The organism is Allosphingosinicella sp. (genome assembly GCF_059502505.1).
On sequence record NZ_JCACEU010000012.1, the window covers coordinates 100,024 to 116,302 of the forward strand.

Below are 16,279 nucleotides of genomic sequence, written 5' to 3' on the forward strand. Positions count from 1 at the left end.
TTGCAATGCCTTACGTCGAGATAACGACGGAGGCGTCGGATGGGGATTGGGAGGTTCAGCTCACATGGTGAGGACGCCACTTTTTAGCACCGCTTCGGCGGGCGCAATGATTATCGCTGGTGCACTGTTCGCTGCGCCGGCCTTCGCTCAGGATACCGGCTCGTCCGGTGAGACGACGGCGGCGCAGGCCGCGGCGTCCGCCCAGGCGTCCACCAGCACGGGGGCCATCACCGGCACCGTCACCAACGAGACGGGCGAGACCAACCTCGAAGGCGCGCTGGTCCGTATCGAGGAACTTGGACGGGAAACCTCGACTGATCGAGAAGGCCGCTTCGGCTTCAGCGACGTCGCGCCGGGCACCTACAACGTCACCGTCACCTATTTCGGCGCCGCGCCGTTCGGGGCGCAGGTGACCGTCGCGACTGGCGAGTCCGCCGCGCTGCAACTGCGGCCGACGCAGGCAGGCCAGGAGATCGTCGTCACCGGCATCCGCGGCAACATCTCCGCCTCGCGTTCGCGCGAGCGGTCATCGGACGTGCTCCAGTCCGTCATCTCCGCCGACGCGGCCGGCGAATTCGGCGACCAGAATCTTGCCGAGTCGCTTCAGCGCGCGCCCGGCGTGTCGATCATCCGCTCCGAAGGCGAAGGCACCCTGGTCTCGATCCGCGGTCTCGCCCCGCAATTCACCAAGGTGACGGTCGACGGCGTCCAGCTCGGCGCCACCGGCGACGGCCGCGAAAGCTCGCTCGACACCATCTCCTCCGATCTCGCCTCGGCGATCACGGTCAGCAAGTATCAGCTTCCCGACCAGCCGGCCGATGCCATCGGCGGCACCGTCAACATCGAGGGCCTCTCCGCATTCGACCGCGGCGGCTTCTCGCTCAACCTGCGCGCGGAGGGCAGCTATCAGGAGGAAAGCGAGAAGATCTCGCCGATCCTGTCGGCCAGCACCACCTTCCTCACCGGCATCTTCGGCGGCGAGGACAATCTCGGCATCTCGCTCGCCGGGAACTGGTCGCAGCGCAAGCTGGCGGTCGACGTCATCGATGGCGATCAGCCGCCCTATCTCTATCAGGACCGCGCCGGCGACGTCGGCTACGTGCCCGACAAGATCATCCTCCAGCGCGAGCTCGCCAAGCGGACCCGCTGGGGCCTGTCCGGCGGCCTCGAATTCCGGCCGACCGATCAGGACGAGGTCTTCTTCCGCGCCACCTATGCACACAATCGCGATCTCGATCAGGCCTATATCCAGGAATGGGATATCGACAATTCGCAGGGCGGCACCCGCGGCGTCGTCGTCGAGGTGCCGGACATTGACGGCAGCAACTTCATCCTCGCCGATGCCGACGTGCTGCTCGAGCTGTCGCATCAGCCGGAGACCGACAAGCTGTACACGCTCACCTTCGGCGGCGAGCACACCCGCGGCGACTGGCTGGTCGACTACCAGGGCTATTTCTCGCACCGGAAGATCTTCAAGGACAATTTCATCAAGGGCGAATGGCGTGAGCAGAACGTGCTCGTCGCCGGCTCGACCACGCCCGACGGCTATGAGATAGGCCAGATCACGCTGGACGAGATCCGCCAGCGCACCGGCCTGCCGAACAACCAGCTGCCGACCGCGTCGGGCCTCAGCGACGGCAACATCAACAATCCGGTCAATTTCGAGCAGATCCAGGTGCAGACCGAGGAGGGCCTGCGAGACGACAAGGTCTGGTCGGCAAAGGCCAATGTCCAACGCAATTTCCTGACTGCCGCAGACCGCGAAGGCTATTTCAAGGCGGGTCTCTCCTATCTCGGCCGCGACCAGATGCGTGATCGTGACCGGCAGAATTACAATCCGACCAACGCCGTCGACCGGCAGCGTATCTGCGGCTCGACCAGCGCCACTAATGCCTGCGTCATCGGCATCGGTTCGCGGGTCAACGCTTTCGACCTCAGCATTCCGAAGAATAGTCTGATCACGATCCCGATGCCCACCTTCGGTCAGGTCGTGCCATTCTTCAACGACCAGGCCGAGCAGTTCCTGCCTCTGGCAACCTTCGGCACGGCCCGTGACGACGTTCTCACGGCCGCAGACGATTATGACGCGCATGAGGAGGTCTATGCCGGCTACGTCATGGGCCAGGTCGCCGCGACCGACCAGCTGACGGTCACCGGCGGCGTCCGGGTGGAGCATACCAAGTTCCGCTCGAACGGCTTCCTCACGGTCAACAATGAGGGCTCGGCGCTCGAGGGAGATCCGGGGGCACTGGTGTTCGTGGCGCCACTCGGCGAGGCGACCAACAGCTACACCGACTTCTTCCCGAGCCTGCTGCTGCGCTACGAGCCGAGCCGAGACCTGGTGATCCGCGCCGCTTATTCGACCTCGACGCTGCGCCCGAGCTTCAACCAGACCCGCAATTCGATCGTGTCGGAAGACGATTTCGCGAGCGACGACGCGGGCACGCCCAACGATACCAGCGACGACACGATCAGCACGGATCTCGGCCTTCGGCTCGGCCGGCCGGACCTCGATCCCTATTTCTCGCACAACTTCGACCTGTCGCTGGCTTATTATCCGAACCGCTCGACGGTTCTCTCGGTCGCCGGCTTCTACAAGAAGGTGAAGAACTTCATCGTCGACGCGGAGTTCACCAACATCACCCTGGCCGAGCTCGGCTTCCTCGATTTGCCGCAGGTCGGGCAGTTCACCTTCGATCCGAACCTCAGCTATTCGACGATCGAGACGACGATCAACGGCGACAGCGCCACGGTCTATGGCGTGGAGTTCGACTTCGCCCACACTGCCAACTGGCTGCCGGAGCCGTTCGACAATATCTTCGTGCAGGGCAACGCGACGATCGCGAAGAGCAAGTCCGCAGTCGGCGATCTGCGCGAGGAATCGATCCCGCTGGTCGGGCAGGCCGATCTCGTCGCGAATCTGTCGATCGGCTACGAGGACAAGAGCTTCACCGCGCGCGTGTCGGGCAATTATTCGGGCGAGCGGCTGGCCGAGCTCGGCTCGACGCTCCCGGTCGCCCAGCGGCTTGATCCCGACAGCCCGTTCGACCGCTTCGGTGACCTCTACATCGAATCCTATCTAAGCGTGGACGTGAGCCTGCGCTATCGCGTCACCAAGCAAATCCAGCTCTCGTTCGACGCCATCAACATCAACAACGAGAGCGACGACATCAACTACAAGCGGAGCGACCGCAACTATTTCTCCGAGAGGGAAATTTACGGCCGCACGTTCAAGGCGGGCGTGCGCGTCAGCTTCTGAGCCAGCGCGCTTGCGAACTCCCTTGGCGGCAGGCCTAGGCCTGCCGCCTTTTTTGTCAGTTCGGCCGCCAGTCGCCGAAGATGGCTGACGGGCGGTAGGCGGCGCCTTCGGCCGGACTCAGCGCCGGTCTCGTTCGGCTTGGGTGTGCGCCGGGACCGCTGCTCGCATATTCGGCAAAGCGGGCGTCGCCTGCTTCCAGCTTCATCGGATAGCCGCCGGGGCCGCGATAGCCCATCCAGGTCCAGCCATCGGGATGAATGTGCGCGTCCATCCAGCAGCGCAGGTAGACGGCGGCGCCGAGCAGCTCCGTGTTGCCGCCGGCCCGCCAGGGACGTCCGAGCCAGACCGACCCGTCCGGCAGCCCGGCTTCGCGGGTGAGGCGGCAGCGGTCGAAGACGAGGCCGATCGGCTGGTCTCGATGGGTGCTCGGCGCGGCGACATAGCCCTGGAGCTCTTCACCGCGGCGCAGGCGCGAGCGGATCTCGCAGGCCTCGAACAGAGCCGAAGCGCCGCCGAAGATGAAGTCGATGCTGCCCATGATCAGGCAGTCGCGCACCAGCGCACGGCCGGCCCGAAGATAGAATGTGTCCTGGTGACCGATCAGGTCGCAGCCTTCGATCAGCGTGCGGTCCGCGGCATTGCCGAGCGCCAGCGCCACCGCCTGCGCGTCGTCGACGCGACGGGTGCGGAGATTGGCGAGATAGTCGAAGCCGTTCTCGATGGTGAGATTGCGGGCAGTGAAGCCGGGCGCCTCCACCGTCAGCGTCGCCGAGCCGAATGTGCCCCACTTGCCGCCGCCGGGCTTGTCGTGACCGGACGCTACGGAGGAGGTGATCACGCTGCGGCCGCGCTGCTCGCCCACCAGCACCACGTTTGGCCGGCTGATGGTGAGCTTCTCTTCCCAGCGGCCGGAGCCGATCAGGATATGATAAGGTGCGTCCCCCGCGGGCGCGTCTGCCAGGGCCGCGGCGAGGCTGGGATGGGTGCCGCCGCTCTTCCGCACCACGGCGTTGAAGCCGGCCGCGCGGGCGGGGCGGGCGAGCAGCGACGCCGCCATGCCGGCGCAGACGCCGCGGCGGGAAAGACGGATCATCGCACCAGCGAGTTCAGCCATTCCTCGACATTGGTGTAGCCGTCGCCATCGCGGTCGGCCGAACCGTCGGCGGGACTGGCCGGATCGAGGCCGTGGGCGCGCTCCCAATCGTCGGGCATGCCGTCGCCGTCGCCGTCCTGCCAAGGGGTGCCGCGGGCGAGGTCAGGCCAGCCGCCGACTTCCTTCTGGCTGTCGATCAGGCCGCCGGTCCCGGTTCGGACCGTCTCGACCACACGCTGGTCCACCGCGTCCCTGACGCGGGACGCGCCGGCACTGGCAAGCACCTTTTCAAACGCCTTCGGTGCCGCATCCCGGGTGACTGCGGGGAAGTGGATCGGGCCGGCGAGGCGATAGGCCGCATCGTCGCGTCCGGTGACGAGGCTCCAGGGATTTGCCGGGATCGTGCCGTTCATGCTGTTGCCGGCGAACCAGGCACGGGCGATCGGGTTGCGCTCGTTGAAGGCGACCGGCTTGTCGGTGTCGGGCCCCGTTTTGTAGGCGTTGTCGACGAAATTATACGCCGCATGCGACGCCTTCTCGCCGCTGTCGGCATTGTAGCCGGCCTGGCTCCCGCCCCAATTGTAGAAGACGTTGGAGCGGAGGTCGTAATAGGCGCCGACGCTGTCCTGCGCGGGCTGGAGGTAGTTTCCCGGCCGCGGCATGCGGGCGACATGATGAGCCCAGAGATTGTGATGGAAGCTCATTCGCGCTCCGCGGGCGCCGCGGAGCAGCGAGCCGTAGCCATGCTCGCCCTTTGCGTGGACGGACTTCCTCAGGGATTCCGAGATGATCGACCACTGCACCGTGACGTCGCGAAGATCGTCCTTGGGCGTCTTATAATCCGATCCGGAAGAGAGCGTCTCGTCCACAGACCAGCTGGCGGAAACATGGTCCACGATGATCCGCCGGCCGCTGCTGATCGTGAAGGCGTCGCTCTCGACGCGGCTCTCGTCGCCGAGGCGGGAGCGGATGTAACGAACGACTACGTCGTCCGCGGCGATGTCGAGGTGGCGGTCGCGCAGCGTGATGCCGCCGCCCGGCGCGGTCTGGCCGGCGATCGTCACCTGTCCGTTGCGGACCACCAGCGGCTTCTTCAGCTGTATCGTGCCGCCGACGTCGAACACGATCGTGCGCGGCCCCTTCGCCTCAACTGCGGCTCGCAGCGAGCCGGGACCGCTGTCCTCCAGATTGGTGACCTTCAGCACGCGTCCACCGCGACCGCCGCGAGACAGAGCTCCGGCTCCCTCGGCACCGGGAAAGGCGGGAGGGGTGGAGGTCGCGGGGGCGGCCAAGGCAAGCAAGTAAGTCAGCAGCATAGAGGTGGCGTAGCAGCTATTGATACCGGTGTCATCCTGTGCCACGTTGCGATCACGCAAGGCTGCCGCCAGAGCAGACGACCAGAGAGAGTGCGATGAAAGCAGAGACGATGCGCCGCGTGTTTGCGAGGCGGATCCCATGAGCGGATGGAGCAGGCGAGGGGTGCTGGCCGGCGGCCTCGCCGGCGTGCTCGCCTTGCCGCTCGCCGGGTGCGGCCGCTCCTCGGGTGGAACGCTCTACGGCACTGATACCCATCCCCGCGATTATCCTACCGTCCAGGCGTTCCGCTATTTCGGCGATCTCATCGAGCAGCGCAGCGGCGGACGGTTGAAGCTGAAGCTGTTTCCGGGCGGACAGCTGGGGGCGGAGCGCGACACGCTCGAGATCACCAGCTTCGGCGGCCTGGACTTCAACCGGGTCAACCTGGCGCCGCTCAACTCGATCGAGCCGCTCACGATCGTGCCCTCGCTTCCCTTCCTGTTCGAAAGCGAGGAGCATCTGCGCCGCTCGCTGGACGGCGAGCCGGGACGCCGGGTGCTCGCATCGCTGGAGAAGCACGATCTCATCGGCCTGTGCTTCTACGATTCAGGCGGCCGCTCCTTCTACAACACAAAGCGCCCGATCCGGCGGCCGGAGGACATGCGCGGCCTCAAGATCCGGGTGCAGAATTCCGATCTCTACGTCTCGATGATCCGCTCCATCGGCGCCGATGCGACGCCGATGGATCTTGGCGAGGTCTATCAGGGGCTGGTCCAGGGCGTGGTCGACGGGGCAGAGAATAACTGGCCCTCCTATCAGAGCGGGCGCCATTACGAGGTCGCGCCCTATTACAGCCTCACCAACCACGTGATGGCACCCGAAGTGCTGCTGATGTCGAAGACCAGCTGGGACGATCTCAGCGCGGCCGACCAAAGCATCGTGATGGCGAGCGCGCGCGACTCCGTTCCGTACATGCGGCGGCTGTGGGACGCGCGGGTGGCGGCGGCACGCGCCGCGTTGCTGGGGGAAGGCGTCAAGGTCAACGAAGTCGACCGTGAGACCTTCCGTGCGAGCATGCGGCCGGTGTGGGAGAGCTTCGTGAAGACGCCGGAACAGCGCCAGGTGGTCGACGCGATCCTGGCCATGGGAGCAGCAAATGCTTGAGCGGCTGAGACGGGTGAATGCGGCGGCCAGCGCGCTCCTGCTCCAGGCGGGCGCCGTCGGGCTGATCGCGATGACCGCAATCATCGGATGGCAGGTGTTCGGTCGTTACGTGCTCAGCTCCAGCCCCGCCTGGGCGGAGCAGGCGGCGCTGGTGCTGATGATCTGGTACGCCTTCTTCGCCGCCGCCGCTGGCGTGCGTGAGGGGTTCCACATTCGCATCCTCGCGGTGGAATCCGTGCTCTCGCCGCGCGGGCGCCACATCATGCGCTTCATCGCGCATCTCGTGGTCGGCTTCAGCGGCGTCGCGATCGCGATCTGGGGCGGGGAGCTGGTCGCCCGGACCTGGAGCCACGTCATTCCCACGCTCGGCCTGCCGCGCGGCGTCGCCTATCTGCCGCTGCCGCTGTCGGGCGTGCTGATGACCATTTTCACGATCGAGCTGATGCTCGAGGACGCTGCCGGCGAGGAGAGCGCCGACCAGGAGATGAGCCGGTGGAGCTAGCCATTCTTCTGCTGACGCTGGTGGCCCTGCTGGCGATGGGCGTGCCGGTGGCGTTCGCGCTGCTCGGCGCCACCATTGCCGCCTTCTTGGCGCTCGACATCCCGCTGGTCGTCGCATTCCAGCGCATGGCGGCGGGCATCAGCGTGTTCAACCTCATGGCGATCCCCTTCTTCATCTTCGCCGGAGACCTCATGTATCGCGCCGGCATTGCGACGCGGCTGGTGCAGGTGGCGGAGGCGATGTTCGGCCGCGCCCGCGGCGGCCTTGGCCAGGTCAATGTCGGCGCATCAATGCTGTTCGGCGCCGTCTCCGGCTCGGCCATCGCCAGCGCCTCGGCGATGGGATCGACGCTGATCCCGCTGATGAAGGACAAGGGGTATGACAGCGACTATTGCGTGAACGTCACCGTGACGGCGGCCATCGTCGGACTGCTGATCCCGCCGTCCCACAACATGATCATCTATGCGGCCGCGTCCGGCACGGGCGTCTCGATCGGCGACCTGTTCCTGGCGGGCGTCGTGCCCGGTATTCTCACCGGGCTGCTCCTGATGGCGGTGTCGTGGCTGGTGGCGGTCAAGCGCGGCTACCCCAAGGGCGTTTTCCCCGGCTGGCGCCCGTTTGTGCGCGCCGCAGTGTTCGCGATCCCGGGCCTCCTCACCGCCGTCATCATCATGGGCGGCATCCTCAGCGGCATCTTCACGCCGACCGAATCCTCGGCGATCGCCGTCATCTACACGATCGCCGTGGGCGTGCTGGTCTACCGGTCGCTCGGCTGGCGCAACTTCATGGAAGCTGCGATTCAGTCGGTGAAGACGGCGGCGATGGTGCTCCTCATCATCGCGGCGGCTACCGGCTTCGGCTTTGCGCTGGCCATTCTTGAGGTGCCTGCGCAATTGGCCGGGCTGATCGGGTTCATCACCGAGAACCCGATCCTGGTCCTGCTGATCGTCAACGTGATCCTGCTGCTCCTTGGCACGTTCATGGACATGGCACCGCTGATCGTGATCACCACGCCGATCTTCCTGCCGATCCTGATGCCGCTGGGCATCGATCCGGTGCATTTCGGGATCATCATGATGCTCAACCTCGGCATCGGCCTGGTGACCCCGCCGGTCGGCTCGGTGCTGTTCGTCGGCTCTGCGATCGGCGGCATTCCGGTCGAGCGGGCGGTGAAGACGATCTGGCCCTTTTACGGCGCGCTCGTCGTCGCGCTGATGCTGGTCAGCTACGTTCCCGAGCTGTCGCTCGCACTTCCCCGCTATTTCGGATGAGGATCCTCCCGTGAAGATGCTGCTTCCCCTTGCTCTCCTCGGTCTCGCGGCATGCGGAGGGGAGGCGGCTCCGGGCGAGGCCGTCGAGAAGGTCGAGACTTCAGGAAAGCGGGACGTGGCGTTGGCCGATGTGCCCCAGGAGGTGCTGGCCGCCGCCGCCGCGGAGCAGCCCGGCTTCACCCCTGCCGAAGCGGAAGCGGAGACGCGGGAGGGGCGCCGCTACTTCGACATCGAGGGCAAGCTCGCCGACGGGTCCGAAATTGAGTTCGACATCATGGAAGAAGGCGGACGCTGGCGCGTCGTAGAGACGCAGCGCGATATCGACTTCTCAGCCGCGCCTGCGGCCGTCCGAGAGGCGAGCGCCGCCGCCGACGCGACGTTGCAGCCGACGCGGGTGATCGAGAGCAGGCAGCAGGACGGCGTCGTGATTTACGAGCTTTACGCGGCTGCCAATGGCGACCCGCAGGAGCGCAAGCTGGAGGTCAAATGGGACGGCCGGAAGGCCGAGACCCTGACGCAGGAGTGGGCGCACTAGGCCTGCTGAGGCCGCGCCGCCTCCAGACTGCATTTGACGCTGTAGGCCTCGCCGAACCGCGCCTCGACCAACTGTCCCGGAAGTGCGTCGTGCACGCCGGTGACCGCGCCTGAGGAGATCCACTGGCCCGGCTGCAGCGCGATCCCGCGCCGCGCCATCAGCTCGAACAGGAAGCGCGCGGCGCCGATCGCGCCGTCGGGAAATGAAGTGGCGCGTCCGGTGCCCACTTCCTTGCTATCGATCAAGGTGGTCACATCCCACCCCTCGAAGCCGCTGGAGCGCCAGTCGGCAATCTCGTCGCCGAGCACCAGGCCGTTATTGTTGCCGAAATCGGATATGACGGCGATCGGTCCGAGCTTGTTGATGTCGCCGAGGGGAGAGCTCGCAATCTCGATGCCGACATGCACCGCATCGATCAGGTCGGCGGCCTCGTCGAGCGTGAAGTTGCGCTTGTCGCGCGGCGGGGTGCGGCCGATCCGCAGCAGATATTCGGCCTCCCCGGCGGCGAACCCCTCTGCGAAGACCGGCATCTTCGGCTCTTGTCCGTTCGCGACCGCGGTCTGGGGCGCGAAAATCGGCCCGGCCAGGCGATCGGTGCCGAACTGCTCCGACAGAGGCGGCAGAATCCGGCCGACCTTCCAGCCGATCACGGGCTGCGCCCATGCGGCAATCGCCTCGTCCTGGATTCGATACGCATCTTCGAGAGTCGACGGGAAGACGCCGGGATAATCGGCCAGGCCGCCTGCTGCGCGGCGCGCGGACAGGAAACGGCCGGCGATCGTCGCCGCGTCGTCGGACAGCACAGACACCTCAGAGCCCCTCAACAGGTCGTTTTCCGGAAGCCTATTGGAAACCGGTGTCATATGCAACAACTCCTGCGCGGCTCCGGGATCAAGATGCTGGCTTCAAGGCGTTTGTCCGGAGCGCAGCGGCCACTGCGGCACGGCGCCGGATCGCCTCCGGCTCGACCGGCTGCCCCGAGGGGACGAGCCAACTCCCGCCGACACAGGCGACCGACTGAAGCGCCAGCCACTCCGGCGCCGTCTCGGCAGTGATGCCGCCCGTGGGGCAGAAACGGACGTTGCCGAAGACCGCGCTCAGAGCCTTGAGGGCGGGGAGCCCTCCCGATGCGGTGGCGGGGAAGAATTTGAGGCGGGAGAAACCGAGATCGAGGGCGCGCATGATGTCGCCCGCACTGGCGATACCGGGCAGGAGAGGAATGGGCGACTGGGCCGCTGCCTCACCGAGCGACTGCGTGAGGCCGGGGCTGACGACGAACTCAGAACCCGCCTCGACGGCGGCTTCGAACTGCTGGGGATTGAGCACGGTGCCCGCGCCTACGATGGCACCCGCCACCTGCTTCATCGCGCGGATGGCATCGAGCGCGGCGGGAGTGCGCAACGTCACCTCCAGCACAGGGAGACCGCCGTCGACCAGGGCACGGGCGATCGGCAGCGCGTCGTCGACCCGCTCCACCACGAGCACGGGAATGACCGGAGCCGCGGCGAGGATGCGGTCGATGTCAGGCATGGCTTTCCTCTCGCGGCGTGAGGCAGGATCTGGCGCCTTCCTGGCGCATGATACTGACCGATTGCGCGACCGCGGTTCGGAATTCCGGCCGCCCGGCAAGACGGGTTGGGAAGATCTGGCGGATCGCGAGCAACTCGTCGACCAGATCACCGGCCCGCGCGGCGGCGATCAGCTTTTCCGAGAGCGGGTCGACGATCTCGGCTCTGGCATTCGCCTGGCGCCTGATGAAGACCATCCAGGCGGCGATGGGTACGGCCAGCCGCGCCAACGGCCGGCCGTGGTCGAGTGCATCGGAGACGGTATCCAGCAGCCGGTAAGGAAGCTTCTGCGAGCCGTCCCAGGCGATCTGCGAGAGCTTGTGGTGGATGGCGGGGTTGCGGAAGCGCCGCAGTATTTCCCCCGCATAGCCGCCCAGATCGAGCGGGGAGGGCGCGAGGCTCGGGATGATGTCGTCCCGGATCAGCCGCTCGACGAAGGCGACGAGCTCGGCGTCGCGCATAGCATCAGCCACCGTCTCATAGCCGATCAGCAGGCCTAGATAAGCAAGTGTCGAATGCGCGCCGTTGAGGATGCGAAGCTTCGCCTTTTCCCATGCGCCGACATCCTTCGCCAGCACGGCCCCGACCGATGCCAGGGCCGGTGATCCTGCGGGCAGGATGTCCTCGATAATCCATGCCGCATAGGCCTCCCGGCGCACAGGAATGGCGTCGTCGAAGCCGGTCGCCGCCTTCACCATCCGGCGGAGCGCGTCGTCCGCTGCGGGCGTGATCGAATCGACCATGGCATCGGGAAAGGCGACCTCTCCGGCGATCCAGCGCGCAAGCTCCGGGTCGAGCCGCTCAGCATAGTCGATCACGGCCCGCCGCAGCTTCTTGCCGTTCGAGACCATGTTGTCGCAGCAAAGCGCCGTGAATGGCGCGAGCCGCGCCTCCCGCCGGTCCTTCAGCCCGAGCGTGAGCCAGCCGATGATGCTGACCGGTGTTTCCGGCGAGGCGAGATCGTGCACGATGTCGGGATGAGCGAAGTCGAGCGTGCCGTCGCCCGCCAGGCAATAGCCCTTCTCGGTCACCGTGCTGGATACGATCCGGATTTCGCCCTGGCCGAGCAACTGTCGGACCTTCCCGGCTTCCCCGGGTCCCAAGAAACGGTTGTGCGCTCCGATGGTGCGATAACTCGTCTGCTCGTCAAGAATGGCGAGCGTGTAGAGGCCGTCCTGCCGCATCAGCCCATCGACTGTCTCGGCCGAGCGGAGGGACACGGCGGCGATGCCCCAGCGGGGATCTCCCGCGAGTAGGCGGTCGATATAGTCGGCCTGGTGAGCGCGGTGGAAGGCACCGGGGCCGAAGTGCAGGATTCCGGTGCCCAGCTTCGATCGATCGTAGGCAAGGGACGTCACAGGGTGACGCCACGTTTCCAGATCGCGATCTCGCGTTCGCCGTTGCGCTCGGCGGCGGTCTGCTGGCCGGACGCGATGCCGGCGATGCGCTCGAGCAGGCTTCCGGCGACTGGCTCGATCCCCTCCTCGAGCACCCGTCCGGCGTCGAAGTCGATCCACCCGCGCTTGCGCTGCGCAAGGTCGGAATTCGAGGCGATCTTTACGGTCGGCACTGGGAAGCCGAGCGGCGTGCCGCGTCCGGTGGTGAAGAGGATGACCGTCGCCCCGGCCGCTGCGAGCGCGGTGCAGGACACCGCGTCGTTGCCCGGCGCCTCGAGCAGGGTGAGGCCGCGGCGGCGCACCCGTTCGCCGTAGCGCAGGACATCCTCGACCCGTGCCCGTCCGGCCTTCTGCACGGCGCCAAGCGACTTTTCCTCCAGCGTGGTGATGCCGCCCGCAATGTTGCCGGGGGAGGGGTTCTCCGACACCGGCTCGTTATGCGCCAGAAAGTAGCGCTTGAAGTCGTTCACCACGCCCACGATGCCGTCGAAGACGTGGCGGTCGCGCGCACGCGCCATGAGCAGCCGCTCGGCGCCGAACACTTCCGGGATTTCGCTGAGGATGGCGGTGCCGCCCGCGGCGACCACCTGGTCCGCCATGCGTCCGACCAGCGGGTTCGCGGTAAGGCCCGAAAAGCCGTCGGAGCCGCCGCACTTCAGGCCCAACACGAGCTCCGACAGGCCCACCTTTTCGCGGCGTGCCAGCGAAGCCGTGGCGACAAGCCCGTCCACCGAAGCGAGGCCTTCCTGCACCTCGTCCTCGACGCCTTGGGCGCGCAAGGTGCGGACCCGGCCGCGAAGGTTCCCGGGTATCTCCTCGATCAATCGGTCGAGCTGGTTCGATTCGCAGCCGAGGCCGACAAGCAGGACGCCGCCGGCATTGGGATGACAGGCGAGCGCGGCGAGCACCGAGCGCGTGCCGGCGAGATCGTCGCCGAGCTGCGAGCAGCCGAACGGATGAGTGAAGGCGTAGACGCCGTCGATCAGCGTAGAATGGCGCGCATGAGCGACGACGGCGATCTTGTCGGCCGTGCGGGCGACGCAGCCGACCGTGGGCAGGATCCAGATCTCGTTGCGGGTGCCGACCCGCCCGTCGGCGCGGCGGTAGCCGTCGAAGTGCAGCGTCGAGGGGCTGTCGAGCGGCTCCTCGGCGAGCGGCTCATAGCTATAGCCCTCCACCCCGCTCAGCAAAGTCGCTACATTGTGGTCGTGGACATGCTCGCCGGGCTGCACGTCGGCTTTCATGGCCCCGATAGGCCAGCCGAACTTGCGCACCTTTTCGCCGCGGGAACGGGCGCGGATCGCGATCTTGTGGCCGTAGGGGATAGCCTCCTGTGCCTCGATCCAGTCGCTGCCGATTTGCAGGCGCTCACCCTTCGCGATTGGCCGCAACGCGACGGCGACATCGTCGCGCCCGTCGAGCCGGAGCAGGCTGCGTGTCTCAGCGGAGCGCTCGATGAGGTCGGCGTCGGTCATCCATTGTCTCGATTGGTAACCGGTGTCATATAACTGCTGTTGAAACGGCGGACAAGGCGCGGCCTTGCTTTTGTTTGGGCGGCGGCTCGGCTATCCACTGCCGCGGGAGACGAAGCGTGAGCAGCAAGGCAGACCAGGACTGGAACGGGCGCCGCACCAGCAAGCCAACGATCAACGATGTCGCGAGGCTTTCGGGTGTGTCGAAGAAGACCGTGAGCCGCGTCATCAACCGCTCGCCCTTGCTCAATGACGAGACCCGCCAGCGAGTTCTCGATGTGATCCGCGAGATCGGCTACGTTCCAAATCCGCAGGCGCGCGGGCTGGCGCTGCGCACCAATTTCCTGATTGGCCTGATCCACGACAATCCCAACGCGCAGATGGTGCTCAATGTCCAGCAGGGCATCCTGGAGGCGCTGCAGGGCAGCGAATATGAGATGATCGTGCGGCCGGTCGACCGCGGCTCCTCGGCCATGCTGGACGACGTCCGCCACTTCCTAGAGCGGCAGCGGCTCTACGGAGTCGTGATCCTGCCGCCTATCTCCGAAAACGATGCGCTGGCGCGGCTCTGCGAGGAGCTCGGTTGCCGCTATGTGCGGATGGGTTCCGCCGAGCTCGACGATCCCGACCATATGGTCGCTTCGAACGATCGGGAGGCGGTGCGCTCGGCGACAGCTTTTCTGATCGAGCAGGGGCATCGACAGATCGGCCTCATTGCAGGCCCGCATGGCTTCCGTTCTGCCGTCGAGCGGCGCCACGGTTTCGAGGACGCGCTCAAGGCTGCCGGCATCAAGCTGCCAAGGAGCCTCATTGCGGAAGGTAATTACACGTTCGAGTCGGGCATCGCCGCTGCCGAGAAGTTGCTGGATCTGTCGCCGCGTCCCACCGCGATCTTCGCGAGCAATGACGAGATGGCGGCCGGCACCGTCCACGCCGCCCGGCAGCGTGGCATCCAGGTGCCGGAAGAGCTCTCGATCATCGGCTTCGACGACACGCCGATCGCCGCCCACATCTGGCCGCCGCTGACGACGGTGCGCTGGCCGATCATCTCGATGGCTCGATCGGCCGCGCTGAAGCTTTTGGCCGGGGACGGCGACGGGGATGACGATGTCGCAGAGCCCTCGCTCTTTATCTCCCGCCTGGTGAAGCGGGCGTCCGTCGCGCCTCCGCCGACTATTTGACCCTTCAGGTTCGGTCTTGCTCTTCTTACTGACACCGGTTACCGATTATTATTGCCGAGGTGACGGAGATCACCCGCGCTGAAGCGTTCAGGATAGCGATGACCAGGCCCCTCAAGCTCGATCCGGACAGGCTGTTCCCGGCGGACCCCACCACACGCTCGATCGCCCGCAGCCTCTATGCCAAAGTGGCGGGCCTGCCGATCGTCAGCCCGCACGGCCATATCGATCCCGCCTGGTTCGCCGGGAACGCGCCGTGGACGAACGCGACCGAGCTGCTGCTGGCGCCGGACCATTATCTCTATCGGATGTTCTACAGCCAGGGCGTTCCACTCGACCGGCTCGGCGTGCCGAGCCGCTCCGGCCCGTCGCCCGCAGATCCGCGCGAGGCATGGCGGCTGTTCGCGCAGCATTATTATCTGTTCCGCGGCACGCCTTCGCGCCTGTGGCTCGACCATGTCTTTGCCGAGGTGTTCGGGGTCGAGGTGGCGCTGGAGGCGGGCACTGCCGACCTCTACTTCGACCGGATCAACGAAGCGCTCGCGACGCCCGCCTTCCGGCCGCGTGCCCTGTTCGAGCGGTTCAACATCGAGTTCCTGGCAACTACCGAAGGGGCGGACGACCCGCTTCAGCACCACGCCGCCATCCGCGCGTCCGGCTGGCCGGGACGGGTGGTCACGACTTACCGGCCCGATGCCGTCATCGATGTCGAGCATGAGGCCTTTGCCGGCGCGTTGCAGCGTTTCGGGGAGCTGACGGGCGAGGACGTCCACAGCTGGCGGGGGTATCTGGAGGCTCACCGCAAGCGCCGCGCCGACTTTCGCATTGCTGGCGCCACGGCAACCGACCACGGCTTTGCCACAGCGCAGACTGCCAACCTTTCGTCCGCCGAAGCCGAAGCGCTCTTCGGCCGGATCGTTGGCGGCGCATGGAATGCCGCCGACGCCGAGCTGTTCCGGGCGCAGATGCTGACCGAGATGGCCAGGATGTCGGTCGAGGACGGGATGACGATGCAGATCCATCCCGGCTCCTTCCGCAACCACAATGCCTGGCTGTTCGACGCCTATGGCCGCGACAAGGGCGCGGACATGCCGACCCGGACCGATTATGTCCGCGCGCTGAAGCCCATGCTCGACGTGGTCGGCAATGAGCGGAAACTCACCATCATCCTCTTCACGCTGGACGAGAGTGCCTATGCCCGCGAACTGGCACCGCTTGCCGGCCATTACCCTTGCCTGAAGCTGGGCCCCGCCTGGTGGTTCCACGACAGCCCTGAAGGCATGCGCCGCTTCCGCGAAATGACGACCGAGACAGCCGGCTTCTACAACACGGTCGGTTTCAACGACGACACCCGCGCCTTCCTCTCGATCCCCGCGCGGCACGACGTCGCCCGCCGCGTCGACTGCGCCTTCCTCGCCCGCCTGGTCGCCGAAGGGCGGCTGCAGGATTGGGAAGCCGCCGAACTCGCCCACGAACTCACTTACGGCCTCGTCAAGCGCGCCTACCGCCTCGACGAGCCCCACGCCCAAGCCGCCTGATCACGG

The 16,279-nt window shown here is 66.4% G+C and carries 13 protein-coding genes; 7 read left to right on the forward strand and 6 right to left on the reverse strand.

Features of this window, described 5'->3' with window-relative positions:
- The first annotated feature begins 106 nt into the window (after positions 1 to 106).
- Positions 107 to 3,259 carry a TonB-dependent receptor gene (locus AC5JBD_RS01025; RefSeq protein WP_495719892.1) on the forward strand — a complete coding sequence of 1,051 codons (3,153 nt, stop codon included), beginning with the start codon at positions 107 to 109 and terminating at the stop codon, positions 3,257 to 3,259.
- A gap of 55 nt (positions 3,260 to 3,314) precedes the next feature.
- On the opposite strand, the gene AC5JBD_RS01030 is transcribed toward AC5JBD_RS01025, so the two are convergent.
- The gene (locus tag AC5JBD_RS01030) at positions 3,315 to 4,352 is read right to left on the reverse strand and encodes a pectinesterase family protein (RefSeq protein ID WP_495719893.1); all 1,038 of its coding nucleotides are present in this window, start codon (positions 4,350 to 4,352) and stop codon (positions 3,315 to 3,317) included.
- Complete coding sequence (locus AC5JBD_RS01035) at positions 4,349 to 5,668, reverse strand: pectate lyase family protein (RefSeq protein WP_495719894.1); 1,320 nt, start codon at positions 5,666 to 5,668, stop codon at positions 4,349 to 4,351. Before AC5JBD_RS01035 ends, AC5JBD_RS01030 begins: the two co-directional genes overlap by 4 nt.
- Positions 5,669 to 5,807: 139 nt before the next feature.
- On the opposite strand from AC5JBD_RS01035, the gene AC5JBD_RS01040 reads away from it, so the two are divergent.
- The 4 genes from AC5JBD_RS01040 to AC5JBD_RS01055 are packed head-to-tail and all read left to right on the forward strand — an operon-like array spanning position 5,808 to position 9,120.
- On the forward strand, positions 5,808 to 6,812 hold the full coding sequence (locus AC5JBD_RS01040; protein WP_495719895.1) for a TRAP transporter substrate-binding protein: 1,005 nt from the start codon (positions 5,808 to 5,810) through the stop codon (positions 6,810 to 6,812).
- Positions 6,805 to 7,314, forward strand: coding sequence for a TRAP transporter small permease (locus AC5JBD_RS01045; protein ID WP_495719896.1), 510 nt, complete (start codon positions 6,805 to 6,807; stop codon positions 7,312 to 7,314). Before AC5JBD_RS01040 ends, AC5JBD_RS01045 begins: the two co-directional genes overlap by 8 nt.
- Entirely contained in the window at positions 7,305 to 8,585 is a 1,281-nt protein-coding gene (locus tag AC5JBD_RS01050) for a TRAP transporter large permease (RefSeq protein ID WP_495719897.1), read from the forward strand. The genes AC5JBD_RS01045 and AC5JBD_RS01050 overlap by 10 nt, the downstream gene beginning before the upstream one ends.
- Before the next feature lie 10 nt (positions 8,586 to 8,595).
- A complete protein-coding gene (locus tag AC5JBD_RS01055) occupies positions 8,596 to 9,120 on the forward strand; it encodes a hypothetical protein (RefSeq protein ID WP_495719898.1) in 525 nt (174 codons plus the stop codon).
- Here the strand turns inward: AC5JBD_RS01055 and AC5JBD_RS01060 are convergent.
- The 4 genes from AC5JBD_RS01060 to AC5JBD_RS01075 all read right to left on the reverse strand — a co-directional run bounded on the left by AC5JBD_RS01060 (position 9,117) and on the right by AC5JBD_RS01075 (position 13,560).
- Positions 9,117 to 9,929, reverse strand: coding sequence for a 2-keto-4-pentenoate hydratase (locus AC5JBD_RS01060; protein WP_495719899.1), 813 nt, complete (start codon positions 9,927 to 9,929; stop codon positions 9,117 to 9,119). The genes AC5JBD_RS01055 and AC5JBD_RS01060 overlap by 4 nt on opposite strands.
- Positions 9,930 to 10,011: 82 nt before the next feature.
- Complete coding sequence (gene eda / locus AC5JBD_RS01065) at positions 10,012 to 10,650, reverse strand: bifunctional 4-hydroxy-2-oxoglutarate aldolase/2-dehydro-3-deoxy-phosphogluconate aldolase (RefSeq protein ID WP_495719900.1); 639 nt, start codon at positions 10,648 to 10,650, stop codon at positions 10,012 to 10,014.
- On the reverse strand, positions 10,643 to 12,046 hold the full coding sequence (locus AC5JBD_RS01070) for a mannitol dehydrogenase family protein (protein WP_495719901.1): 1,404 nt from the start codon (positions 12,044 to 12,046) through the stop codon (positions 10,643 to 10,645). The genes eda and AC5JBD_RS01070 overlap by 8 nt, the downstream gene beginning before the upstream one ends.
- On the reverse strand, positions 12,043 to 13,560 hold the full coding sequence (locus AC5JBD_RS01075; protein ID WP_495719902.1) for a UxaA family hydrolase: 1,518 nt from the start codon (positions 13,558 to 13,560) through the stop codon (positions 12,043 to 12,045). The genes AC5JBD_RS01070 and AC5JBD_RS01075 overlap by 4 nt, the downstream gene beginning before the upstream one ends.
- Before the next feature lie 116 nt (positions 13,561 to 13,676).
- Here AC5JBD_RS01075 and AC5JBD_RS01080 point away from each other — a divergent pair, with 116 nt between their 5' ends.
- Positions 13,677 to 14,738 (forward strand): LacI family DNA-binding transcriptional regulator, encoded by a 1,062-nt coding sequence (locus AC5JBD_RS01080; protein WP_495719903.1) that lies wholly within the window; start codon positions 13,677 to 13,679, stop codon positions 14,736 to 14,738.
- Between the two features lie 98 nt (positions 14,739 to 14,836).
- On the forward strand, positions 14,837 to 16,273 hold the full coding sequence (gene uxaC, locus AC5JBD_RS01085; protein ID WP_495719904.1) for a glucuronate isomerase: 1,437 nt from the start codon (positions 14,837 to 14,839) through the stop codon (positions 16,271 to 16,273).
- The last annotated feature ends 6 nt before the right edge of the window (positions 16,274 to 16,279 follow it).

Coding starts and splice junctions, on each gene's coding strand:
- uxaC (WP_495719904.1), top strand. CDS start 14,837: ATGACCAGGCCCCTCAAGCTCGATCCGGACAGGCTGTTCCCGGCGGAC.
- AC5JBD_RS01035 (WP_495719894.1), bottom strand. CDS start 5,668: ATGCTGCTGACTTACTTGCTTGCCTTGGCCGCCCCCGCGACCTCCACC.
- AC5JBD_RS01040 (WP_495719895.1), top strand. CDS start 5,808: ATGAGCGGATGGAGCAGGCGAGGGGTGCTGGCCGGCGGCCTCGCCGGC.
- eda (WP_495719900.1), bottom strand. CDS start 10,650: ATGCCTGACATCGACCGCATCCTCGCCGCGGCTCCGGTCATTCCCGTG.
- AC5JBD_RS01030 (WP_495719893.1), bottom strand. CDS start 4,352: ATGATCCGTCTTTCCCGCCGCGGCGTCTGCGCCGGCATGGCGGCGTCG.
- AC5JBD_RS01045 (WP_495719896.1), top strand. CDS start 6,805: ATGCTTGAGCGGCTGAGACGGGTGAATGCGGCGGCCAGCGCGCTCCTG.
- AC5JBD_RS01025 (WP_495719892.1), top strand. CDS start 107: ATGATTATCGCTGGTGCACTGTTCGCTGCGCCGGCCTTCGCTCAGGAT.
- AC5JBD_RS01075 (WP_495719902.1), bottom strand. CDS start 13,560: ATGACCGACGCCGACCTCATCGAGCGCTCCGCTGAGACACGCAGCCTG.